Source organism: Vibrio sp. J1-1 (assembly GCF_021728395.1).
Classification (GTDB): domain Bacteria; phylum Pseudomonadota; class Gammaproteobacteria; order Enterobacterales; family Vibrionaceae; genus Vibrio.
On record NZ_JAKKCM010000002.1, the window covers coordinates 178,250 to 202,431 of the forward strand.

General features: G+C 43.5%; 25 protein-coding genes. 16 read left to right on the plus strand and 9 right to left on the minus strand.

All coding sequences use genetic code 11. The features are described from left to right. Positions 1-83: 83 nt before the first annotated feature. On the plus strand, positions 84-698 hold the full coding sequence (locus tag L3V31_RS03490; RefSeq protein WP_237314742.1) for a LysE family translocator: 615 nt from the start codon (positions 84-86) through the stop codon (positions 696-698). 118 nt (positions 699-816) lie between these two features. On the opposite strand, the gene L3V31_RS03495 is transcribed toward L3V31_RS03490, so the two are convergent. Together L3V31_RS03495 and L3V31_RS03500 are read right to left on the minus strand one after the other, a co-directional pair. Further along, the gene (locus L3V31_RS03495) at positions 817-1,038 is read right to left on the minus strand and encodes a hypothetical protein (protein WP_237314743.1); all 222 of its coding nucleotides are present in this window, start codon (positions 1,036-1,038) and stop codon (positions 817-819) included. 261 nt (positions 1,039-1,299) lie between these two features. Next, the gene (locus L3V31_RS03500) at positions 1,300-2,733 is read right to left on the minus strand and encodes a glyceraldehyde-3-phosphate dehydrogenase (protein WP_237314744.1); all 1,434 of its coding nucleotides are present in this window, start codon (positions 2,731-2,733) and stop codon (positions 1,300-1,302) included. Between the two features lie 812 nt (positions 2,734-3,545). On the opposite strand from L3V31_RS03500, the gene L3V31_RS03505 reads away from it, so the two are divergent. After that, positions 3,546-4,529 carry a Gfo/Idh/MocA family oxidoreductase gene (locus L3V31_RS03505; RefSeq protein ID WP_237314745.1) on the plus strand — a complete coding sequence of 328 codons (984 nt, stop codon included), beginning with the start codon at positions 3,546-3,548 and terminating at the stop codon, positions 4,527-4,529. 91 nt (positions 4,530-4,620) lie between these two features. Here L3V31_RS03505 and L3V31_RS03510 read toward each other — a convergent pair whose 3' ends face one another. Both L3V31_RS03510 and L3V31_RS03515 read right to left on the minus strand, forming a co-directional pair. Beyond that, positions 4,621-5,958 carry an MATE family efflux transporter gene (locus L3V31_RS03510; protein WP_237314746.1) on the minus strand — a complete coding sequence of 446 codons (1,338 nt, stop codon included), beginning with the start codon at positions 5,956-5,958 and terminating at the stop codon, positions 4,621-4,623. Positions 5,959-6,091: 133 nt separating this feature from the next. Continuing rightward, positions 6,092-6,406 carry a DUF496 family protein gene (locus L3V31_RS03515; protein ID WP_020334143.1) on the minus strand — a complete coding sequence of 105 codons (315 nt, stop codon included), beginning with the start codon at positions 6,404-6,406 and terminating at the stop codon, positions 6,092-6,094. 391 nt (positions 6,407-6,797) lie between these two features. Here L3V31_RS03515 and L3V31_RS03520 point away from each other — a divergent pair, with 391 nt between their 5' ends. From L3V31_RS03520 to L3V31_RS03555, 8 genes are all read left to right on the plus strand, one after another. Further along, positions 6,798-7,001, plus strand: coding sequence for a hypothetical protein (locus tag L3V31_RS03520; RefSeq protein ID WP_237314747.1), 204 nt, complete (start codon positions 6,798-6,800; stop codon positions 6,999-7,001). A gap of 157 nt (positions 7,002-7,158) precedes the next feature. Further along, on the plus strand, positions 7,159-7,800 hold the full coding sequence (locus L3V31_RS03525) for a YceH family protein (protein ID WP_237314748.1): 642 nt from the start codon (positions 7,159-7,161) through the stop codon (positions 7,798-7,800). Then, complete coding sequence (locus L3V31_RS03530; RefSeq protein WP_237314749.1) at positions 7,800-8,114, plus strand: GIY-YIG nuclease family protein; 315 nt, start codon at positions 7,800-7,802, stop codon at positions 8,112-8,114. The genes L3V31_RS03525 and L3V31_RS03530 overlap by 1 nt, the downstream gene beginning before the upstream one ends. Before the next feature lie 317 nt (positions 8,115-8,431). Next, positions 8,432-9,496, plus strand: a complete 1,065-nt coding sequence (locus L3V31_RS03535; protein WP_237314999.1) for an autoinducer 2-binding periplasmic protein LuxP — start codon at positions 8,432-8,434, stop codon at positions 9,494-9,496. Beyond that, entirely contained in the window at positions 9,496-12,069 is a 2,574-nt protein-coding gene (luxQ, locus tag L3V31_RS03540; RefSeq protein ID WP_237314750.1) for a quorum-sensing autoinducer 2 sensor kinase/phosphatase LuxQ, read from the plus strand. The genes L3V31_RS03535 and luxQ overlap by 1 nt, the downstream gene beginning before the upstream one ends. A gap of 175 nt (positions 12,070-12,244) precedes the next feature. Further along, on the plus strand, positions 12,245-12,700 hold the full coding sequence (locus L3V31_RS03545) for a MarR family transcriptional regulator (protein WP_237314751.1): 456 nt from the start codon (positions 12,245-12,247) through the stop codon (positions 12,698-12,700). A gap of 33 nt (positions 12,701-12,733) precedes the next feature. Beyond that, on the plus strand, positions 12,734-13,792 hold the full coding sequence (locus L3V31_RS03550; RefSeq protein WP_237314752.1) for an HlyD family secretion protein: 1,059 nt from the start codon (positions 12,734-12,736) through the stop codon (positions 13,790-13,792). A 12-nt stretch (positions 13,793-13,804) separates the two neighbouring features. After that, a complete protein-coding gene (locus tag L3V31_RS03555; RefSeq protein WP_237314753.1) occupies positions 13,805-14,842 on the plus strand; it encodes a DUF2955 domain-containing protein in 1,038 nt (345 codons plus the stop codon). Between the two features lie 28 nt (positions 14,843-14,870). On the opposite strand, the gene L3V31_RS03560 is transcribed toward L3V31_RS03555, so the two are convergent. After that, positions 14,871-15,530: a flagellar brake protein gene (locus L3V31_RS03560; protein WP_237314754.1), complete on the minus strand. Its 660-nt coding sequence runs from the start codon at positions 15,528-15,530 to the stop codon at positions 14,871-14,873. 231 nt (positions 15,531-15,761) lie between these two features. After that, on the minus strand, positions 15,762-16,688 hold the full coding sequence (locus L3V31_RS03565; protein ID WP_237314755.1) for a DMT family transporter: 927 nt from the start codon (positions 16,686-16,688) through the stop codon (positions 15,762-15,764). A gap of 149 nt (positions 16,689-16,837) precedes the next feature. Here L3V31_RS03565 and L3V31_RS03570 point away from each other — a divergent pair, with 149 nt between their 5' ends. Both L3V31_RS03570 and L3V31_RS03575 read left to right on the plus strand, forming a co-directional pair. Next, on the plus strand, positions 16,838-17,293 hold the full coding sequence (locus tag L3V31_RS03570; protein WP_237314756.1) for an Lrp/AsnC family transcriptional regulator: 456 nt from the start codon (positions 16,838-16,840) through the stop codon (positions 17,291-17,293). Between the two features lie 21 nt (positions 17,294-17,314). Beyond that, positions 17,315-17,935 (plus strand): class I SAM-dependent methyltransferase, encoded by a 621-nt coding sequence (locus tag L3V31_RS03575; RefSeq protein ID WP_237314757.1) that lies wholly within the window; start codon positions 17,315-17,317, stop codon positions 17,933-17,935. 27 nt (positions 17,936-17,962) lie between these two features. On the opposite strand, the gene L3V31_RS22075 is transcribed toward L3V31_RS03575, so the two are convergent. Both L3V31_RS22075 and L3V31_RS03580 read right to left on the minus strand, forming a co-directional pair. Continuing rightward, entirely contained in the window at positions 17,963-18,196 is a 234-nt protein-coding gene (locus L3V31_RS22075; protein WP_076633452.1) for a hypothetical protein, read from the minus strand. 154 nt (positions 18,197-18,350) lie between these two features. Then, the gene (locus tag L3V31_RS03580; RefSeq protein WP_237314758.1) at positions 18,351-18,917 is read right to left on the minus strand and encodes an ATPase; all 567 of its coding nucleotides are present in this window, start codon (positions 18,915-18,917) and stop codon (positions 18,351-18,353) included. Positions 18,918-19,024: 107 nt separating this feature from the next. Here L3V31_RS03580 and L3V31_RS03585 point away from each other — a divergent pair, with 107 nt between their 5' ends. The 4 genes from L3V31_RS03585 (at position 19,025) to secF (ending at position 23,221) form a co-directional block, all read left to right on the plus strand. Further along, positions 19,025-19,693, plus strand: coding sequence for an SH3 domain-containing protein (locus L3V31_RS03585; RefSeq protein ID WP_237314759.1), 669 nt, complete (start codon positions 19,025-19,027; stop codon positions 19,691-19,693). 134 nt (positions 19,694-19,827) lie between these two features. Continuing rightward, positions 19,828-20,307, plus strand: a complete 480-nt coding sequence (locus L3V31_RS03590; RefSeq protein ID WP_237314760.1) for a hypothetical protein — start codon at positions 19,828-19,830, stop codon at positions 20,305-20,307. Positions 20,308-20,477: 170 nt separating this feature from the next. Next, positions 20,478-22,316, plus strand: a complete 1,839-nt coding sequence (gene secD, locus L3V31_RS03595) for a protein translocase subunit SecD (protein WP_237314761.1) — start codon at positions 20,478-20,480, stop codon at positions 22,314-22,316. 2 nt (positions 22,317-22,318) lie between these two features. Next, a complete protein-coding gene (secF, locus tag L3V31_RS03600; protein ID WP_237314762.1) occupies positions 22,319-23,221 on the plus strand; it encodes a protein translocase subunit SecF in 903 nt (300 codons plus the stop codon). A 147-nt stretch (positions 23,222-23,368) separates the two neighbouring features. Here the strand turns inward: secF and L3V31_RS03605 are convergent, their stop codons facing one another. Further along, positions 23,369-23,989: a LysE family translocator gene (locus L3V31_RS03605; protein ID WP_237314763.1), complete on the minus strand. Its 621-nt coding sequence runs from the start codon at positions 23,987-23,989 to the stop codon at positions 23,369-23,371. Positions 23,990-24,182 lie beyond the last annotated feature (193 nt).

Below are 24,182 nucleotides of genomic sequence, written 5' to 3' on the forward strand. Positions count from 1 at the left end.
AAATCATGGCCTTTATGAATAACTTTGATTTCTATTTATATCCCATCACTTGATAGATTGTTAGCAAATAAGGAGAGGTTTCTATGACACTAACAATTTGGCTATCACTTTTTACCGTATGTTTATTAGGCGCTATGTCACCAGGCCCTAGTTTAGCCATTGTTGCTAAACACGCTTTGGCTGGTGGTCGTCTCAATGGATTGGCGACAGCGTGGGCACACGCATTTGGTATCGGGATATATGCATTTATTACTTTGATCGGCTTGGCAGTGGTTTTGCAGCAAAGTCCGCTACTGTTTAAAGCGATCAGCTTGGCGGGGGCGGCGTACCTAGCCTATTTAGGGTTCAATGCTCTGCGCTCGAAAGGCGGTGTTGCTGCTAAGCTGGAGTCTGGACAGGAAACGACCGTTGGTCAGTCAGCAAGAGAAGGCTTTTTTATCTCTATTTTCAGTCCTAAAATTGCACTGTTCTTTATCGCGTTATTTAGCCAGTTCGTTGCCTTGGGTAATGATCTGAGTAATCAAATGATTATTGTTGCGACGCCATTTGTGGTTGACGGTTTGTGGTACACGTTCATTACTATCGTATTATCCAGTTCGAGAGTGGTCGATCGTATTCGCTCAAAAGCGGTTTTGATTGATCGCTTGTCTGGCGTTGTACTTATGTTGTTGGCTCTGCGCGTTGTCGTAACGATATAAATTTGGTTTTCAGAACAAAAAAAGCACCCAGCTTGTTCAAGGCTGGGTGTAAGCAAGGAGTTTCTCAGGAGCTTTATAGCTTTTGGGGACGAGGGGGTTGAGAAACACTTTAATTCTTTTATCGGCGCACTTCTTCAAACTCGCCTTCTATCGCGTCTTCTTTTCCAGTATTGAACTCATACTCTTCCTGCATCTCTTTTTGCATGTACTTGACACGCTTCTCAATGCGTTTACCCGTTATCAAAGCCGCGATGGTCAATGGAATCGCCATGATTAGGCTAAATACTAAAGCAAAAATGCCGGTAATCAGTGCCAGTGCTGTAACGATGATCCGATTCATAAACTTGACCTCTATATCTGTCTATGTGTTCAGATTACCCCTGTGAATATGAACGAAACATGAACGATAGGAGTGACTATGTCTGAGGAATGTCAAAGCCTGAAGAAAGTTAGATTGTCTAAATAAAAAACGCCTGAGGGTGAGTTCAGGCGTACAAAGGGGAGTTAAGATTAGTAGTGCGCTTTCGCGCTTATTATAAAGAACAAATGTTGAGGTATAGTTCGTTACACCATGTGGTTAACGTTGTGGAGCAATGTTCACCTATCGAGGGAATGTTTGGTAACGAACACCCATCATTTGTTCCATACAGTGCACAACTTGGCAGCTGTAACCGAATTCGTTGTCGTACCAAATGTACAGTACACAACGCTTGTCTTGTGCGATAGTCGCTTGACCATCCACTACGCCAGGATGACGAGAACCAACTAAATCTGTTGAAACGATTTCAGTTGAGTCTGTGTAATCAATTTGTGCTGATAGCTCAGAATTTAGAGCCATTTCACGTAGGTAGTCGTTCAGTGAATCGCGATCCACGTCTTCACCTAGGTTTAGGTTTGCGACCGCCATTGAAACGTTTGGCGTAGGAACGCGAATCGCGTTACCTGTTAGTTTTCCAGCCAGTTCAGGCAGTGCTTTTGCTACTGCTTTTGCTGCACCAGTTGAAGTTAGAACCATGTTCAGAGATGCACTACGCCCACGACGATCGCCTGAGTGGAAGTTATCGATCAGGTTTTGGTCGTTAGTGTATGAGTGTACCGTTTCGATGTGGCCTGAAAGTACACCGTACTTATCGTTCAACGCTTTCAGCACAGGTGTAATCGCGTTTGTTGTACAGCTTGCTGCTGAGATGATGGTGTCTTCTTCTTGAATCACAGATTCGTTTACACCAAATACAACGTTCTTGATATCGCCTTTACCAGGTGCAGTCAGAAGTACTTTTTCTGCGCCGTTACATGTTAAGTGTTGGCTCAGACCTTCTGCATCACGCCAAACGCCAGTGTTGTCTACAACAAGTGCGTTGTTAATGCCGTAAGTAGTGTAGTCAACTTCGCTTGGGTTGTTTGCGTAGATGATTTGAATGAAGTTGCCATTCACAATCAGTGCCTTACGCTCCTCATCAATGATGATGCTACCATTGAATTGGCCGTGTACCGAGTCACGACGAAGTAGGCTAGCGCGCTTTTCTAAGTCGCCTTTTTTACCACCACGTACAACGATTGCACGAAGTCTTAGTGGGTAACCAGGACCACTCTTCTCGATAAGAAGACGTGTTAGTAGACGCCCGATGCGACCAAAACCGTAAAGAACCACATCGCGAGCTTTCAGAGAAGAATCTGCATCACGAGCACCTTGAAGTGCGGTTTGTAGGAAATCATTAAGTGAAGAAGTATCTTCGTGCTTATTCCAATACTTAGTTGCCAGCTGACCAATATCAACGCGGCTAGACGAAATGCTCATTTCACATAGTGCTTCAATGATAGGCATTGTTTGCTCTAGAGAAAGAGGGTTTCCAGTGTATCGTCTTGCTACGCGGTGAGTTTTGAGAATGTCGATAGTTGTGGCGTTGATAAGCGTCTTACCGAACAGAACCACTTCGATTCCTTTTTCACGATAAAGCTTGCCGATTAGAGGGGAGATAGATTCAGCAATCGTTTGGCTAGTTTGCCAGTCTTGGAGATATTTCTCTGGACTCATTGTTGTATTGGACCTTTCACGTTTGGGGGCTAACCATCCTCGCCGCCGTTACCTCTACGGTAGAGCGTAGGAGTCTGGTGGTAATGTAATCGGGTTGTAATAATTATGGGGCGGATTCTACGGCTGAAGGGCTTATTCTGCTAGGAAAAATAAACCTAGTGGAAATCACTGCTTTATGACTTATTTATGGATGATTAATGTGACTAAGGCGTAGTGTTTGAGGTGTTGACATTTTTAAAAATGCAAACTTATTTTGCGATGATAATGCTTGCTCTCATGAGTCTTACTTGAAAGGAGTGTTGTTTGTTACATAAATTTGTGATGTGAATCGATAACGCAACTCTAGAGGTAAACATAAAAGTCTTAATTATGTGCTTAATAAACTGAGACTAATGGATGGTTTGAAATGTGCTTCTGAGGTTCAGATTTAATATCAAAAATTTGCATCAAATCACAATATAAACTGGGATTATAGCTCCCAAAAAACACAATAAACCTTAAAGGTTTTAGGTTTATTGTACATGAAAAGAGCTAGATCAGAATTATCATTCGGGTTAGTGAGTCACGGAACGGCTTCAAATTACCAGTCCTGCGAGATGAGATTGTTGAGGCTTATCAATAAAACGACGGTTAGCAGCGCTAAATATCTTATATCAAGTGACGCTGTCACGCATGTGATTCACGAATTGTAGAACACGCAGCGCTGCAATTCTTTCGCTGTTAGGCGTTGTCTAATCAGATAAACCTTGTTTAAATCGATTAGATAAACTGAAGTCACTTGGCGTTTATAGTCAAAATTAGAAGGAAATGACATGTTTAATCTCGCGATTATTGGGACGAACTGGATATCTCAACAATTTGTTGAAGCAGCAATACAGACGGGGGAGTTTAGCCTCAAAGCCGTATATTCGCGAGAGTTTGACAAGGCGCGATCATTTGGTGCGCCATACCATGCGGAGACTTTCTACGACAGTTTAGACGCATTGGGGAAAGATCCCGATATTGATGCTGTTTACATTGCTAGTCCAAACTCACTTCATGCACCTCAAGCAATGCAAATGCTAAGTGCGGGCAAGCATGTGATTTGTGAAAAACCGATGGCTTCAAATTATGCACTTGCACAAGAGATGTTTAAGTGCGCTGAAGAAAATGAAGTCGTGCTTTTTGAGGCATTCATGTCGCCTTACACGCCAAACTTCGCGGTATTGAAACAAAGCTTGCCGAGCATTGCACCATTAAGACATGCGACGATCAGCTATTGCCAATACTCATCGAGATATCAAAAGTATTTAAACGGAGAGAACCCGAATACGTTTAATCCGGGTTTTTCCAATGGTTCGATTATGGACATCGGCTATTACTGTCTGGGTGCTGCAATTGAGTTGTTTGGAGAGCCGAATCAGGTTCAGGCCAGTGCGTTTGTTTTGCCATCTGGCGTAGATGGGTGTGGAAGTGTGACCCTTGCCTACGACGATTTTAACGTCAACCTTCTGCATTCAAAAGTAAGCGACTCGCTTATTCCAAGTGAATTTCAGGGTGAGCAAGGTAGCGTCCTAGTCGATATGATCTCCACGGGTCGTGGCGTCGAACGCACTCTTCGTGGTAAAGAGAAAGAAGTACTGACCCTGCCACAAACCGAAAACCACATGTTTTACGAAGCTAAAGCTTTTGCCGAGCAACTTAAGTTAGGTGTGATTGATGAGAGCACTAAACAACGCTCATTGACAGTAGCAAAAGTCCTGACTGAAGTCAGAAGACAAACTGGCGTTGTTTTTCCAGCGGACAAAACGGCTTGATGTATTAGAAGGCTGTATTTAACTCAGCGAATGAAGCCCTCAATATAGAGGGCTTCATTATTGTGATGTCTGATCTTGTTGGTTTATCGACTTAGTGCACTTTATGCCTTTCGGACAGCAATGCGATAGTGCGACGATAAGTGAGGTAAGCAGCGATGCCTGCGCAGATATTACCGAGACAAGCACCAAGCAGAAGGCCTCTGATTCCCCCAAGTTGAGAACCAACCCACAAACATGGTAGGAAAAATACGAACAGACGTAACGCCGAGACGGTAAGCGCCGTGTATGACTTACCTAGTGCATTGCAGACAGAAACCATAAGCATACATACGCCCAGAGAGCCTAAGCTAATCGGAACGATCATCAAATGCATTTCTAATACTTGCTCAACCTGAATATCGCTGGTCATTAATAGTGCCAGAGGATTCGCGACAGCAAAGGTGATAACGGCAATTAAGAGCTGGAAGCTCAGAATAAACTTAACGGCAATACTCACCAGTGATTGAATATCACCATAATTTTTTGCGCCAAGTAATCGCCCAACCATTGGTGGTAAAGACATGGTCAATGCGAGCACAGATACAATAGCGAAAAACTCAAAACGCGAACCTAGGGCCCATGCCGCGACAGCAGCCGTACCAAACCCAGCCAGTAGCTTAGTTGCCAGCATGGAAGATAAAGGGGGTAACAGTTGGCTTACCATTGCAGGTCCCATGATATTACCGATCGAGCGGACGCTCTTTATCACATTTAAATCTTGCCATTGTGTTGTAGCCCAATGATTCTTTTTCACCCGTGGAGCCACGACTAAAATACCCAAACTGAAAGCCGCAATGGTTGCGAGCGCAGCACCATTAATGCCGAGGTCGAGGGTGAAAATGAAGAGCGGGTCGAGAATAAGGTTCACGCCGCTGGTGATCATCATCATGGTGCCTGGCAACATGGTATTGCCGTGTGCTCGACAGATGCTGTAGTAAAAGTAGAGAAAGGCTCCGGTCCAGGAACTCAGTAACCACCATGGCCAATAACTATCGATGATTGGCATAACCGTATCTGGTGCGCTGAGCATGGATAATATTGGGTAACGAAGTAACCAAATTAACACACTGATTATCGCAACCCCTACTGACCCTATCATTAGAACTAAACCGCCCAGTTGTTTAGCATAGCGGGTTTCATTCGCTCCTAGTGCTTTAGATATAACCGCAGTTGTTGCGATACCTAAGCCTACCTGAATACCGATCACGACCATTTGCAGTGGAAGTGTGAAGCCTTGTACCGCCAACGGTAAGACGCCAAGTTGGCCGATAAAAGCACTGTCCACAAGCTGAAAACTCATCAGTGATAAAACACCAAAGAGCATGGGCCATGTCATCGAAAACAATTGCTTGGCTAATGTAGGTTGCGGGGTGATCGTTGTTGAGGACATAGAAAGCTTATTCAGTTATTAGGTTTGGGGATGCCGTTGGTGCAATTGTACACACCACTCTGATCAGTGACAAAAACAAACCCCGAGCAAGTTGTCTTACTCGGGGTTCAAATTATAACAGAACTATTGGTGTTTATTTCTTACCGCTAGTTTGCTTGTCTTCTTCCGTCAGTTCACGAATGCGACGGCTGATGTCACGACGTGCTTTAGAGATTTCTGCGCTCTTGATGATGTGGTCATCAACACGATCTTCGTAATCTGCTTTCATGTTTTTGATTATTGCTAGGATGTCGTCGTGAGTCATCTCTGGCTTGATGTAGTCTAGAAGGTTTTCTAGCAGGTCTACACGTTTGCGGTTATCACGAACTTTTTTCTCGTTATCAAGAAGCTCTCGTTTCAGTTTGTTTTTGCGACGAGCTTGGCTAACGATTTCAAATACGCTACTCATAGTTCCCTTTCCTAATTTGTGAATATCTCCCTCGATTAAAGCACAACATCTCGTGGCATAACAGTCTTTAGATCAATCACGACGAAGAGTTGAACGCTTCTTGACCAATCATTTTGTTCCATGCCTGACTACAGAAAATCATCGTAGGTTCATGCCAGCTCAGCCTGACTTGAGGTGCCTCAGAGCAAAGGTGATTTCGTGGTAGAAATGACTCATGCACTACTATTTCTATCCACGAATAGGCCGCAGTCACTAAACAAAACGTATCTTTGTGAGCTCCTGTTTGGATAAATATGTGTTTGAGACTGGGTTTGAGTAAATCGATGCGTTGTCATAATTGAGCCTTCGCTATATTATCAACATCACTAAATACAAAATGATGACACTTGATATGGACTCTCGTAATACTGCGGAGCAAGTCGACAGTCAAGATAGTGAACAAGTCACGAGCTCTTTGGCTGAGAAGTTAAAAACAGCGTACATCAATGCGCGTAATCAACTTGAAATGACAGAAGTTGAACTCAATCGTTCGAAAATAATGATGATTGATGAAGATGGTAATCTGAGAAAAGTGCCTATTCTCTCCGAGCACTAAGTCCTATCCCGATTCACAAAAGGGGTCAGGTCTTAGTCTATGCTTTAGCCTGACTACCTTATATTCAAGCGATTTCAAGCCTGTTCAGGTTACAGTCTGACCCGCTGAAGTGGCTTGAGTATAAAATTCAAATGCAAAAAATAATAAGGAATGCATTATGAAAGTTGAGCTAACGGCAATAGAAGCACGAGTAATTGGTTGCCTGATCGAGAAAGAGGTGACGACTCCCGATCTTTATCCTCTTAGTCTGAATGCACTTACCAACGCATGTAATCAAAAAAGTAATCGTGAGCCAGTCATGTCGTTGTCCGAGTCTGATGTATTAGATGCGGTAGATGCGCTAATTGAACGTCGACTTGTTAGTGATGAAAGTGCTTTTAATAGCCGAGTGAGCAAGTATCAGCACCGTTTTTGCAATACGGAGTTTGGCGATCTAAAACTGACTGAGCAAGAAAAAGGGATTGTATGCTGTATGCTGCTGCGTGGGGCTCAGACGCCAGGTGAGATTCGTACTCGCACTAACCGCCTGACGACTTTCCGCGACGTTAAAGAGGTGGAAAACGTTCTTGAACATTTGGCGAGCGAAGAAAAAGGGCCATTAGTCGTAAAACTGCCACGAGAAGCTGGCAAGCGTGAATCTCGCTATATGCATTTATTCTGCGGTGAAGTGGATGTATCTGCAATTGAGTCAACGGCTGTATCACCGAGCTCAGATCGGGTTAGTCAGCTTGAACAAGAAGTGGCAATGCTTAGAGAAGAACTCGATGCTCTGAAAGCTCAGGTAGAATCTCTGCTTTAATGAATGATTGTGTGGAACAGGTTTGGAGTGTTTATCTGATACGAAATAACCGTAATGCACTCTATTGTGGGGTAACCAACAATATTGAGCGCCGGTTTAAACAGCATCAAGAGGGCAAAGGTGCTAAGGCACTAAAAGGTAAAGGTCCATTAGTCCTGGTATGGACAATGAACTTTGACTCTAAGAGCCTAGCGATGAAAGCTGAGTACTTTATTAAGCAACTAGCTAAAAAGAAAAAAGAGCTATTAGTTGAGTCAAAAGCGTCACTTGGTGTCGATGAAAACCACTGCTTGATATTTACCGTTCGTCGTTAAATGGTCGAATAAACGTACTACACTGACTTACGATCAGCCGCCAACTTTTATAAGGCGGCTTTTTTTATTTAAAATGTGCATTCATAATGTTATGAAATAGAATGCAATATTCGTTTGTGATGTAAGACTCATCTGACGCATAATGCAGAACTAAGAAAATGATATTGAAACCAGTACTTAGTGGAAGGTAGATTACAATAGTTCAACGCGTCAAAGTAACGGATGACTAGGCTAAATAATAAATAGAGTGAATGAGACTCGGTATAAAACTAATAGAGCAACAGATGAAAAAAGAGTTAATATTTTCCCTTGTTTTAATGACTGGTATTGCCCCTGTGGCGGAAGCATCTCAAGTCCTGAATGGATATTGGGAATATCAAGAGTTTCTGGATGAATTCCCGGAGCAAAAGCAACTGACCAACGCGCTGGCTGAGGCTGTCAGAGAAAATCCGATTCCGATTACTAGCGAGAAAAAGCGTGAACTGAAGATTTCTGTTGTTTACCCGGGGCAGCAAATCTCGGATTACTGGGTCAGAAATATTGATGCATTTGAAAAACGGTTAGATAAGCTTAATATTAACTATCAGCTCAATCAGGTTTTTACTCGCCCAAATGCCGATATCAAACAGCAAAGTCTGTCTCTAATGGAGGCTTTGAAAGGCAATTCGGACTATCTCATCTTTACTCTCGATACCACTAGACATCGTAAATTTATCGAGCATGTATTGGATTCGAAGCAAACCAAACTGATCTTACAAAACATTACGACACCAGTAAGAGATTGGGATAATCACCAACCGTTTCTTTATGTTGGTTTTGACCATACTGAAGGCAGTAGAAAACTGGCGAAAGAGTTTAGTAAACGCTTCCCAAAAAACAGTCACTACAGTGTGCTTTACTTTTCAGAAGGCTACATTAGTGATGTAAGAGGGAATACATTTATTAACCAAGTAAACCGTGACAGCAACTTTGAGCTACAATCTGCTTATTACACCAAGGCGACAAAGCAATCTGGGTATGAGGCGGCAAAAGCCAGTCTGGACAAGTACCCAGATGTCGATTTTATTTATGCTTGCTCAACAGATGTTGCACTTGGTGCCGTTGAAGCGCTAGCAGAACTCGGGCGCGATGATATTATGATTAACGGCTGGGGAGGGGGCTCTGCGGAGCTAGACGCAATTTTAAGCGGAGAGTTAGATATAACCGTCATGCGTATGAACGATGATACCGGTATTGCAATGGCAGAAGCAATAAAGTGGGATCTGGAAGGGAAGTCGGTACCAACCGTATATTCTGGCGACTATGAAGTAGTCACCACATCTGATTCTCCTGACAGAATAGAAGCATTAAGAAAGCGCGCATTTAGATACTCAGATAATTGATGACAAATACATCAACTAGAAAGCGTCGCTCTTTGTCGACGCTCATTACTAAAATTATAATTCTCGTTCTTGCTCCGATTATTTTAGGCATATTCGTTCAGAGTTATTACTTCTCCAAACAGATTATTTGGCAAGAAGTCGATAGGACAAAGCAACAAACATCCGCCCTGATTCTGAATATTTTCGACAGTCATTTCGCTGCGATTCAAATCCACCACGACAGCAATTCTAAAAGCGATGTGGTGCTTGATTTTTATACGAAGCGAGATGAAGAAGCCTTAAATTTCTTTTTTCTCAGCATTGACCAGAGTGATCCTGCACACACGCCTGAAATTCGCTTCCTCACTAATCATCAAGGCATTATCTGGGATGATGGAAACGCCCATTTTTATGGCATTAATGACTCAATACTGGATACTATTGCCAGTAACGTCACATTCACCAATAACTGGTATTACATTACTTCACTGACCCCGATGGGGGCTCGTCACCTGTTGGTTAGAAGAGTCCCGGTACTTGAACCCAAAACGGGAGAAGTGAGGGGGTATTCCTACAATGTCGTCGTCTTGGATAATAACTTTGGCCTGATGGAAAGGCTGAAGAGCGAAGGTAACGTCGATAATGTTGTACTCATCTCCGATAATCTACCTTTAGCCAACTCATTAGCTGGCGATGAGTCTTATAAAATATTTGATGTTCTGAAACGCAAAGAGTCTCAAGAGAAACTAGACCAATTATTGATTATTAAGACACCAATTGAAGTGAACGCAGCGCATACCGACTTATCTTTGCTAACAGTTCAGGACAATCAAAGTGTCGTTACCCTGCAGGTTCAGCATCTTTTGGCGATGATGGCTTCGGTCATCGGAATGATCTTAATCGCCTTACTAACCAAAGAGTGGATTGAGAATAAGGTAGCAGAACAACTTGACTCCTTGATGTCCTACACACGTTCCGCTCGCGAAGAAAAAGGGTTTGAACGTTTTGGTGGGTCAGATATCGAAGAGTTTGATGATATTGGAACTACGTTAGAAAACACTTTTGAAGAGCTAGAAGCGCAAAAACGTTCATTTCGCGACCTGTTTAACTTTGCATTATCGCCGATCATGGTGTGGTCTGAAGCGGGAGTACTGATACAGGTAAACCCGGCGGCGAGAAAAGAGCTAGTGCTCGAAGATGACATTAAGACCATGCCTCCCGTGTTTAGAAACTTTAAGGAAAAACTACTTCCACATCTTCGTATGGCATCGCAAGGTGCGACGTTAACTGGGGTGAATGTGCCGATTGGGGAAAAAGTGTATCGCTGGAACTTATCACCCATTCTCGTTGATGGCGATCTTAGTGGCATCATTGTACAAGGGCAAGACATCACAACCCTTATCGAAGCGGAAAAACAAAGTAATGTCGCCAGAAAAGAAGCCGAAAAATCCGCCCAAGCTCGCGCTGATTTCCTCGCTAAAATGAGTCACGAAATTCGAACGCCAATAAATGGTATTTTAGGGGTTGCTCAGCTATTGAAAGGTTCTGTTCAATCGCAAGAACAAAGTAATCAGATAGACGTTCTCCGTCATAGTGGTGAGCACTTATTAGCTGTTTTGAATGATATTCTGGACTTCTCGAAAATAGAGCAAGGGAAATTTAATATTCAAAAACATTCCTTTTCTTTTACCGATACCGTTCGTACTTTAGAGAATATTTATCGTCCGATTTGTGAAAGCAAAGGTGTGGATCTGATTATTGAAAACCAGTTGGATCCTAAAGTGGCGCTATTTACGGATCAGGTTCGCCTCAACCAAATTATGTTTAACCTGCTTAGTAACGCGGTCAAATTTACTCCATCAGGAAGCGTGCGGCTAAGCGCGAAATTAGAGCACTTTGAAGGCGCTGAGAACAGCGTGCTCGTGGTTGAAGTTTCCGATACAGGTATTGGTATTGACCCGAATAAACTTGAGCAAATGTTTGAGCCGTTTGTGCAAGAAGAGGAAACGACAACGCGTGAATATGGTGGTAGTGGTTTAGGACTGACAATCGTCAAAAGTTTGGTCGATATGCTAGACGGTAATGTTCAAGTTCACAGTCAAAAAGGGGTTGGAACGACATTTGTTGTAACGTTGCCGGTGAGAGATCGTGAGCGTCTCTCAAGTGAAAATAAGCCCAGCCAACATATCAATCCCGAGGATATGTTCAATGAAACGTTGAAGGTCCTGCTGGTTGAAGACAATCATACCAATGCGTTTATTTTAAAAGCCTTTTGTAGTAAATATGAAATGCAGGTTGAATGGGCAAAAGATGGGCTTGAGGCTATCGAGCGATTAAAACACCATACCTATGACTTGATCTTAATGGATAATCAACTTCCGCATCTCGGTGGTATAGAAACCACAAAAGAGATTCGCCGAAATTTGAAATTAGGCACGCCGATTTATGCTTGCACGGCTGATACTGCAAAAGAAACAGGCGATGCATTTATGGAAGCGGGGGCGAACTACATCTTACTTAAACCAATTAAAGAAAATGCATTCCACGATGCGCTTTTGGATTACAAACAGCGATTCTTAGTCGACTGGGTATAAGAAACACATCACCTCATATCAGGCACAACGCAAGTTGTGCCTTTTTTATTACCTAAGATCCCTCTGCAACAAAATCTCTCACCTTGAATTTAATGTGATTTTTGTCACAAAGCCATTTACTTAGCATGCTAACTAATTTATATTACTTAGCATGCTAAGTAATTGAGTGTTTGTAATGATTCAAGACATCGACATTTTGAGAGAACTTTCCGTTGCAGAGAAGTTATCTCGCGTCTCACGTTTATGGAAGATGGTCGCAGACCGAGAGCTTGAGCCACTGAACCTGACGTATCCGCGCTGGACTGCCTTATGGAAGTTACATCGTATGGGGGACCATGTCAGCCAGAAGCATCTCGCTGAAGCACTAGAGATTGAACTGTCGTCGTTGATGCGAACCTTAAAATTACTCGAAGAGCAGTCTCTGGTAATACGACGTTGTTGTGAACATGACAAGCGCGCCCGTATCGTCAGTCTGACTGATGAAGGTAAAGCTCTTATTACTCAACTAGAGAGCCGAATATTTGAGGTTCGTAGAAAATTACTGTCGGACATCAATGATGATGAGCTGAAAGCCATGGGATTAATCCTAGAGCAAATTGCCCGTAATGCACTCGATACACTTAGCGAATAAGTCAGAAAACCCAAAAAAGAGAAGTTGAATCCTATGACTCCAGACCAAAAATTCGCGCGCTGGATTAAATATTCATGCGTAGCGTTTGTCCTTGTCTTTGCTTATTTTCTAGTTGCCGACCTGGCAATGCCTCTTACCCCTCAAGCAATGGCAACTCGCGTAGTAACCAAAGTAGCTCCACGTGTTAGTGGGCAAATCACAGAAATTTACGTCACGAACAACCAGGAAATCCACAAGGGCGACCTGTTGTTCCAGATCGATCCGCAACCGTATCAACTGGCGGTAGAGCGTGCTCAGCTCAACCTGGACCAGGTGATTCAAAACAATGACCAGCTGGATGCTTCAATCGCCGCTGCCAAAGCTGATGTGGAAGCAAGTAAGATTATTGCAGAGCAAAAGGTACGAGAAGCGGCGCGTTTGAATAAGCTTTTTCATCGTAATGGTACTTCTCAGCAGCAACTAGATGATGCTCAGAGTAGTGCCACCGCTGAAAAAGCCAACCTGTTAGCAGCCCGTGCTCGTCTGAAGGAACTCGAAGTAAGTCGTGGTGAAATGGGTGACGATAATGTCAGCGTTCGTGTTGCGCAGAACCAACTCAAGCAAGCGGAGCTGAATCTGTCTTACACAAGAGTTATTGCTGAACATGATGGAGTAGTTGCCAACCTTCAATTGGAAGTTGGTGCTTACGCCTCTACGGCAAGCCCTCTGGTAGCATTAGTTTCAAATGACGTTGACATTATTGCTGATTTCCGTGAAAAGAGCCTGCGCCACTTTAATCGCGACAGCCGTGCATTGGTGGCCTTTGATAGCTTGCCTGGTGAAGTTTTTGAAGCTCAAATCACGAGTATTGATGCCGGTGTCAGTTCTGGTCAGTTTGATGCAGATGGCCGGCTTGCCAAGCCTACGGAGACCGACCGTTGGGTTAGGGATGCACAGCGCATGCGTTTGCATTTAGCAATCGACGATCAAGAGCTGCAATCGTTCCCTGCCGGAGCACGCGCAACAGTTCAACTGTTACCTGAGAATACGATCTCTGGCTGGTTTAGTAACCTACAGATTCATTTCTTGAGTGCTCTGCATTACATATATTAATTAGGAGGTGGTATGAAGTTATGGGACCACCCCATGTCTGAGAATGATCTCCGGCAGTGCTTACGAATCGCCACGGGCGCGATGATAGGTTTCACCGTATGTAAACTTTTCGGCTGGAACTATGGTGTATTTTATACGGTAACGCCAATGCTGCTGCTTGGCATGGTACCTGTGATGAGCTTGCACGCGGCTAGGCAGATGATATTTGCAGCCGTAGTCTGTGGCCTCGAGGTTGGTATCCTTGCCGGACTGTTTGGCGGCCATCCCGTCATGATGACAATGATTGCATTTGGTTTATTTCTGTACAAATTTGCTTGTATGTCAAAAGGAAGTCTTTTCCTGTTTGGTGCAAGTAGTGTACTAAATCTGAGCATCATGCTGCATTTTTCCAGCTATGTCAGTACTGACCTAAATGATCTTATCTTCAGTAATCTGGAAGCGAATGTTCTTTCAGTTGCTGTTGCGTACTTGGTGACGTTTTTAATCCCAGATGCAGAGCCTCGTCAGCCGCTAGCCAGACCTTCGGAACCAAAGAAAAGCCATCGTATGCGTCATGAAGCGTTGATGGGGGCGAGCATTGCAACTATGTCGTTTCTGGTTTTCCAGATTTTCGACTTAAGTGACTCTTTATCGGCTCAGGCAACGACGATATTGTTGTTGTTTCCGATGCATTGGAATGGTGCCCTAGGTTATGCGCGTAAAAGAGCCATGGGTACGTTACTGGGGGTTACGTTCGGTATTACCAGCCAGCTAATACTTTATGACTGGTCAGATACCTTGCTATTCGTCGTACCTCTGCTGTGGATTGGCGCAATGATTTTCAGCTATATGCACGTTAAAGAATCCAGTGGATCCGGAGCGGGCTTTGGTGGACTTACTACGTTAGGCATTTTATTTGGTCAATACTTAAGCCCAGGTGGTGATTTGATCTTTAGCGCGCTTTATCGGGTGAGCAGTATCCTGTTTGCCATTGTTGTAACGCTGTTGGTGACCTATCTGGTCCATCGATTCCTCAATAGCTTCGAAGCAACTCGCTTTGGCGAACAATAGCCATTCAATTTGCTTTGAGTATTAAACGTTAGTTGCTGGACAGAAAATACTGTTCCAGCAATGCTATTTTCAGCTGGTCAGTCATTGCAATTGGCTTTTCAAACTTAATGCCAATGATCCAGCCTTTGGCTAACTTTTTGATGTTTGCGATTAAGCAATGATTGTCGCTGCCTACATAAGTACTAAGTGCTGAATCAACCCTAACGTTATCACCCACTTGGAAGTCCGGTTCAATTAAGGTTGAGATACCAATCCCGGCGATGGAAAAGTCGATCAGGCTTCCGGCGTAGACATGACCGCCATGGTCAATAGTACAGTCCATTTTCAGCTTGTAACGTTCAAACTCACGTACTGGTTTTGTGGCAAACGTCGTGGGTATTCGGACGAATAAAAGAGGGGAAGGGAGGCTAACGTGCATTAACACACTGGATTTGAACGCAACAACGTGCCCCAGTTCCGTGTCTGATACGCCACGAACAACGACGTCTGCATTATTGAGCCTTCTGATCGCATGATCTTCTAGTAGCTTTGTTGGAATATCAATAATCAGGTAGGCGTTTTCCTTAAAGCCTAAATAAGCCGTAGAGTATGAGCTGCTCTTCTGTGGGCCAAACTCCATCTCAATGGATAACTTAGTTCCCGGTTTCAAGAAATGACTCAGTTCATCTTTCGTGTGTGTTGCTGGCATATCATCAAATGTTCTATTCCCTTATTGTTTGGGAGGCTATCAGAACATCATTTGGTCAGGCAACATACTTTATGTAAATAACTGCTTAATAGAGTTTATTTACCTAATCGATCACTATTCTACCCCCATCAATATAACAACTTGACTACAGAGTGACCACTTGTCGCTTAAGTCCACCTGCACAGTATCAAACCAGTGGATATTAAAATCCGAACTTAAGGTGTACGCCCCTTAACGATGGGCTGGTGGGCGATAAGGTTGGCTCAGGTCATTTTTCATAAATATCTGGCTCGCGATAATACTGCCACATGTCACTAGCATCAGGGCTAGCCATGTCAGTGTATCGGGTTGCTCACCAAAGATTGGGATAGCTAGTAGTGTCGCAATAACTGGAGTTAAAGAACCAAACGCAGCACTGGCTTCCGCGCCAATGATTCGGATAGCGTATATAAAAGTATATGAAGCGATTAAGCCTGCGCCTACCCCTTGAAGCATGGTGTGCCCCAACAGTTCTTCCCATGGCCAGTACTTAATTGGTGTTACGGCTAAATAGCTTTCTATCCAGCCGAAACCCACGGCGATGGTGAGTAGTGCTAACGAGATAATCGCCACAAAACCTGCACATACATGAGCGTTCAGGTTGGCGACACGCGCGCTAATGGTAAAGACAGCCCACATTAAACTACCCGTAAGAAATAGTAGATGTCCTTGTAATTGTGACCAGTTGTAGTCAGTGCCTATGTTGGAAAACAGGAAGACAAAGATACCCAATAATACCGTCGTAAGCCCAAATAAACGGTGTTGGCTCAATGCTTGTTGATAAAAGAGAACTGCGATAGCAGAGACGAATAACGGTAATGTGCCGGGGATCAGTGCACTGGCATGAGAGACTGGAGCGAGGTGCATCGCGCTACCTACGATCAGTAAGTAAGGCAGTCCGCTACCGACGACAACGCCGGTTAAGTATTTATTGGGAATAGCGCTTATTGTTTTTCTGTACTTTAGGACAAAAGGCAGTAAGACCAAGCTAGGAATCAAAAATCTGACCAAAGCAATATCGGCTGGTTGAAGTTCTGAGATCGCGCCTGCTTTGAGAGAAATGAAAAAACCGGACCAGAGAAGTAAGGTCACTAGTATTGCTGCGTATCCCAGAATCATGCTTAACGTATCCAATTTGTTATCGACTCATTCATTGTCGAATAAAAATGACGCTCAGTGGTGGCAAGTTATGACGTGATTTATTTCAATATTGGTGAAAAAACGCGTATAAAGTCTATATGTTAATTAAATTTGGCAGATAATGAGAAATGGACAAAATAGACAGGCAACTCATTAACCTGATTCAAAAAGACGCCACTCTGACGACCGCAGATCTTGCAGACCAAGTTGGGCTGTCGCCTTCTCCATGCGCAAGGCGAATAAAGCGTCTTGAGCAAGAAGGTGTTATTAATGGCTACCGGGCTATATTATCCCGCGGTAAGGTCGGCATTGCGATGACGGTGTTTGTCGAAGTCAGTTTGAATAATCACCAAGCGTCTTCGATTGATGATTTTGAATATTCGATCGTTGAAATGGACGAGGTAATCTCTTGTCACGTCGTATCGGGCGCTTATGATTACTTATTGGAAGTTGTCAGTAAGGATCTGGAGGGCTATGAAAATTTCACCAGAAAACTACAGAGGTTGGAGAATGTGAAAGACATTCATACCCATCTAGCCATAAGAGAGGTAAAAGGCAATGGAAGTCTGCCAGTTTATGCCTGATCACTACGAGAGGTGATCATCATGAGGTGGTTAGATAGATTACGAATTGTGCATTATCATCGTAAACGACTTAGGGCATTTGGTTCTGACAGAGTGAGGGCATTAGGGTGGCAGGATAAATTCAGTCAGTTCAGTCGATTTGAGGCTTTATGCGCCGAGCTACGATTGGATGACGCTTCCATTCTTGATATTGGATGTGGGTATGGCGACTTACTCTGGTTTCTGGAAACGAATGACATAACTCCAAAACGTTATATTGGTATTGATCAGCAGAAGTCGTTTGTTGCAGACGCGAAAAATAGAAACTTCAATACTCCTGCAGACTTCATATGCGCAGATTTTTCTACGTTAGTCTTGCCGCGATGTGATTACGTGTTTGCTTCCGGCTCACTTAATTATCAGTCGAGTAATGAAAATCATACGGTAGAGATGATTACTAGAATGTATCAGGCCGCTGAGAAGGGCTGTGCGTTCAATCTATTGGATGAAGCTAAACTGCCCAGTATGAAAATGCTCGCTTCTCATAATAAACAGGGGGTATTACGTTATTGTCGGTGGCTATGTCCCGATGCACAGTTAATTGAGGGGTACTCTGATCATGATTTCACCATAACCATGATCAAAAAAGCGAAGTCCGTTTAATGACTTCGCTTTAAGATTCTTTATGCTCTATTGGCTATTTTTGTATTGTGATATTTCACAATTGCCGGTCCGTCGATCCACTTTAAATGAGAAAGCAGCTGAATGGTATTCCCTTCCATCGCTCCAAATTGTTTCTCCGAAGATTTTACAAAGGTCCAGATCACTGATTGAACCGAATTGTTTTACGTGCCTAACTACTGACAAAAACTTGGCTTTAGTAGTATTAGGGTCTTGCCTGTTACTTAATCGATTGATAACCATTTTTGTAGCATCATCCCAGCCAGTTGTGACTATTTGTTAAACTTTATTAACGGCTAAAGTACCCAATAATTGGCCACAAGTAAAGTATTATTGTGACCTATGTCTCTTAAATCTATCCAGATTGAATGAAAATAATTCAATCTGGTGTGACTGATTAGTGTTTGGGTGAATTGATGTTTATTTTGTGTTGCGCAGATGTTAATGCGCTTGCCTCTCTGTTGTAAACTGCAGCTAATCCAAGATAAAGCGAGGATAATTTAGTATAGTCTTCAGCAAGTTGCTCCGCATTACTCTTATACCACTCTGCGGTAATCTGGTTTGACATCTTTTCCGACATTTTACAACTTTGAGCGAGCTTTTCCCAGCCGTTGGCTGACCACTTAGATTGTGTACTGAGCTTGGTTATTTCATTGGCTTTTTGGGTTAACTCTTGGCGATATTTTATAGAAGATTCTAGTTGGGCTAGGAGCATATCCCTACGAGATTTTACGCGCCAAAGCATCACTAGCTCGTTGGGAGAAAACTCCTTGGATAAGAGTGGTCGTTGTTTATGTTCCATCAGAAGTGCATTGAAGACTTTGACATGCTGATTGTACTTAGACTCTAGCCTGTTGAATTCATTCAGATTATCATTCCATGAAGACGGGGTGCATGGCACATTTGAATAGCATACCGATGGGAAGACGAAAAGCAAAAGTATCCATTTAAGCTTGTTTATCATTATTATTCACGTTAGTTAAGCGACTCTTTTAACTATAGTTTATTGCTGGCGAAGTATAATCAAGTATCTTTTGGGATATTTGCCCAAAATAGAAGGGAAAAGATATTATGAAGAAAGCGCTTATCGCGATGATAGCTGTCTTAATGCTTGGAGGCGCTGGTTTTGGTTATTATTTCTTCTTTATGCAAAAGGATCAGCCAGAACCGACAAGAGAAGCCTCTTCTCCTGAAGCTCAAGTAAAAGAAGAAGCGTCAAAACCTGTCATGGATTTGGAATCTGTACCGCCTGAAACGACCGAGTATTACGTGATTGAACGTCAGGTTAGCGTGTACAACAAACCAGATCATAGCGCGTTAGTTGTTGATACGATCTACAAAGGGGAAAAGGTCGTCGTTTTGGAAAAGTCTAACGGTTGGTATCGCATCTCCGATTATCTCGTTTATGAGGACGGCGGTGAAGAAACGGCGGAATGGTTAGATGCAAAAGGGCTGTCGGATGCTGAACCAGTGATTAAAGAGCAAGAGCGCTTAGAGATACTCGATGGGTATTTACAGAAGTCAGACGATTTAAAAGACAATCTAGAAATATTTCGCAACAAGACACAACGGTTGTTGGACGACAATACGTGTGAGCCAGAAGATTTCACAGAACTTGGCGGGTGGGTTCGTTCTGTGACTTACAAGCAGCGAAATGTGTACTTCATATACTGTGGTGGTTTAGAGCAAGAGAATAAAATCTATCTGGACGTTGATAGTGGTGAAATATTCTATCGTTAGACATAAAGCGTTTAGGTCATGGCAAAGATGGAATCAGAGATTTAGATCTTTTTAGTTGTTCAGACTAATCAATAGGCATAGTATCACCGGGCCGGGTGAGTAAACTCAGCCTTGTTTTATTTTAGTGAGTTTTCATGTCTCTGATTTATCTTAGAAAGCTATTTTTTCTGCTGCTTGCAACGGTATTACTGCCAGTGCATGTTTCAGCTGCCCAAGCTGATCAGAAAGCTCACTTACCGTATTTCAGTAAACTACAACCCTTTGTAGCGGCAAGCACATCCCCAATTTCAGACGATGATTTTTCTGAAGCGTCAGAAGAGTCCACGCGCGCGCCGGTATCTGAAGGTCATGCAAATTCAGATTCGTCGGCGATATTTAATTCGCAACGCTGGCTCTCTCATGTTCGAGAAGGGCTTGATGAAGAAGATGTCGATTTTGTCGGCGATCTCAATGCGCCTTTCTATGTGGATGTTGGCTATAGTTACAGCCTGATCAATATTAACTGGCGTCAAAACCAGTCCATTTTTTATCATTTCACAAGCGACTATCGCCTTTCTGGTTGGAAAGAAACCAATGCGATGTATGTTGCTCTTAATAGTCAGTTTTCTGCCTAAACACCATCACTCTGCACATTCTGTGCAATCTCAACACGACGACGGTATTCATCAGAACAGATCTGTGTTCTGAGCATTCTTTATCCTAGATTATTTTCTGGGCGTAGGTTGTCGTGTCTTGACTCTATCAAAGTAAAATCTTCACCTAAGGGTGAGGGGATGATGTTTATATGAAGAAAACACCAAAACCAGCCAAAAGTAGAAAATTACTAAACCACTATTCTGCTTGGAAATATGTCGTGCTTATCGCGACAATCATTATTCTGACGCTGAGTGCCATTCCGACCTGGTTTGGCGAGCAGCCATCGATCCAAGTGACCTTTTCTGACCAAAACCAGAGTAAAATGTCACTGGTACAACTCAATCAATTGTTCAAAACGAACCAGATTTCTACCGACAGAATCATCGAAAAGGATGGCAAAACAACCATCGTTTTTGGCAGTGAAGACGCACAAAGTAAAGCTCGTGTTCTGCTCAATAAACAGTTGGATAAAGAGGACAGCATCACCTTCTCGTATGTCTCTGTTGCGCCAGAATGGTTGAGCGAGATGGGCTTTAACCCGATTAAGCTGGGCCTTGATCTACGTGGTGGTGTGCAGTTCCTGTTGAATGTTGATGTAAATAAAGCATTCGAAGAGCAAAGAGACGCACTGATCGATGAGATCAAAGCTGACCTGCGTGACAATCGAACACGTGGCGTTCAGGTTCGCGCTGAAAGTGGTAATCGTATTGCCGTCAACAGTGAGAGTGAAAAGACACTCGCTGATGTAAACCAGTTTTTGCAGCAAAATTACCCAGGCTGGGTAGCAAAAAGCTCAGTAAGAGGATTCGTGCTGGAGCCTAGTGAGCAAAATATCCAGGAATTCCAGTCCACGACGCTACAGCAGAACTTGAAGATCATGCGTGGTCGAATTGAAGAGTTGGGTATTACGGAAGCACTTGTTCAGCGTCAGGGTAAAGAGAGCATTCGTATTGAGTTACCTGGTGTTCAAGACCCAGCGCAAGCGAAAAATGTGATTGGTGCAACGGCAAGTCTGGCTTTCTATGAAGTGAAAGACGCAAGCAAAGCGCAAAGCAGTCAAGATTTGGTATTGAAAGACAATGATGGCCGCACCGTGACACTGAGTAAGCGTCCGGTACTTACTGGTGAGCACATTGTGAACGCTCGTGCTGGTGTGGACAAAATGGGCATGTCAGAGGTAAACATCTCGCTTGACCATGCTGGTGGTAAGAAAATGAGTGATTTTTCTGCCACGCATATTGGTAAGCCAATGGCGACGGTATACCGCGAATACCAGACGAATGAACGCGGTGTTACTGAGCGTAACGAGCGTGTCATCAGTGTTGCGACGATTCAATCTCAGCTTGGCAGCCAGTTCCGTATTACCGGCGCGGGAAGCATGGATGAAGCACAGCAACTGGCACTTTTACTGCGAGCTGGTTCTCTGACCGCACCGGTCACAATCGTTGAAGAGCGTACAATCGGTGCCTCTCTTGGTGCTGAGAACATCCAAAATGGCTTTGCGGCGCTGGCTTTAGGCTTGGGTCTAACGCTGACTTTTATGGCGCTTTGGTACCGCCGTTTAGGTTGGGTCGCTAATGTCGCTTTGTGTGCCAACATGCTGTGCTTACTCGGGCTCATCGGACTACTTCCAGGTGCGGTTCTCACTTTGCCGGGTATCGCTGGTTTGGTGCTCACGGTCGGCATGGCGGTGGATACTAACGTGATTATCTTTGAACGAATCAAGGACAAAATGCGCGAAGGGCGAAGCTTTGCACAGGCTATTGATCTTGGTTTTGACAGTGCATTTGCCACCATCCTTGATGCCAATATTACCACCATGATTACGGCTGTGATTTTGTATGCCATAGGTAACGGTCCGATCCAGGGCTTTGCTTTAACGCTAGGTTTGGGTCTGTTGACCAGTATGTTTACTGGCGTATTTGCCTCTCGAGCAATGATCAACTTAATTTGGGGCCGTGATGCCCGTCGTGATGTGAGAGTTTAATCATGGTCAAAATATTACAGCAACATATTCGTAAAATTCGCTACTTTACTACCTTAGTCTCATTAATTCTGACCGTGATTGCGATTGCAGCGCTGGGAATGAGAGGACTGAACCTTGGCCTCGACTTTACCGGCGGCATGGTGACTGAAGTTAAAATCGACAAGCAGTTAACTAATCAAGATGTGCTGAGTGCGTTGCAGCCCGAATTGGGTGAATCGACATCAGTGACTCGTTCTGGCGAAGAAGGTCGCTGGGTTATTCGCTATTCAGCGCCCGAACAAGGACAAGAGCTAGTAAGTGTCCCTGATGTATTAAAGCCGATTTCGCATCAAGTCGATGTGGTAAGTAACAGTATTGTCGGGGCGCAAGTTGGTCAGGATCTGTTTGAGCAAGGTGGTCTGGCGCTGCTCGTTTCGGTATTGACCATCTTGGCTTACTTATGTTTCCGTTTTGAATGGCGTTTAGCCAGCGGATCATTATTCGCCCTTGCACACGATGTGGTGCTTGTACTAGGTTTCTTCGCTATTACCCAGATGGAGTTTAACCTAACCGTTTTTGCCGCAATTTTGGCGATTCTTGGTTACTCTCTCAATGACTCGATCATCATCGCTGACCGAATTCGAGAGTTACTAATCGCGAAGCAGAGTTGGAAAACAGAAGAAATCAATGATCAAGCCGTTATTGCAACATTTTCTCGTACTATGGTGACATCAGGAACGACATTAATCACGGTCGGGGCATTGTGGATCATGGGCGGTGCCGCGTTGGCTGGGTTTTCTACCGCCATGTTTATTGGTGTTCTATCGGGCACTTGGTCGTCTATTTCAATTGGTACCGTTTTACCAGAGCGATTGAAACTGGAGCCAAAGCATTATTTACCAGTAGAGATTGATAGTGCGCCTTAATGCATATTTGTGTTTATAGCTAAGAGAAAACGCCACTCGTTCAGAAGTGGCGTTTTTTATTTCATGGGAATAGAAATACTATTGTTGGAGACAGAGAAACTATTTGGTAACTCTATTAGAGCGCTATCAGAAGTTAGCGCTTTACCATTAACTCATTAATAGCCAAACGCCAACACCCATCATCAAAGTGCCCGCTACGCGGTTCATCAGACGGACATTTTTTGAATGCCCAAGTACACGTTTTAACCCTTTCCCTCCGGTTGCGTAGAGGGACATACAGAGGAATTCAAACATCAGAATGATCGAAATTAACACGGCCAATTGAGGAGCAAGTGCAGCATTTTGATCAATAAATGGTGGGAGTAGAGAAATCATAAAAGCCCAGCCTTTTGGGTTCGCAATCGCAGTTACGAAACCTTGAATGACTAAGTTCCAGTTACCTTGGGGCAAGGCGGATGCTGTCTCTAGATTGATGGCAAGTTTGCCTCGTGAACGCCACATTTCAATGCCTAGGTATAGCAAATAGGCGCCACCGATAAATTTAAGTACGATAAATAACCACGGATAATTAAGCATAATTGCCGCTATGCCCAGCACTGCTGAGATCGAAACAAGGGCAACCCCAGCCAGCTCACCCATCATCATCCATAACGCGCGTCGATACCCGACACTCATTCCTAACGTGAGTGCAAGTGTCATACACATCCCGGGCGTAATGGAAACAAAAAAGAAGGTAGGGATGAACATACTAAGCAATGTCATATTCATAGGTGTTATCAATTGTCTAATAAAAGAAGACTCACAAAGATAGTGCAAAGTCGTTGTGGATGCTACTACTAACTTTTAATCACTTTTATATTTATATTATTGAACTTAATAAATTATATTAAATTAAAATACATCATATTTTAATAATCGCGTCATATTAGTGCGTTTGCACCAGCTCGGAGCGAAATTTTTA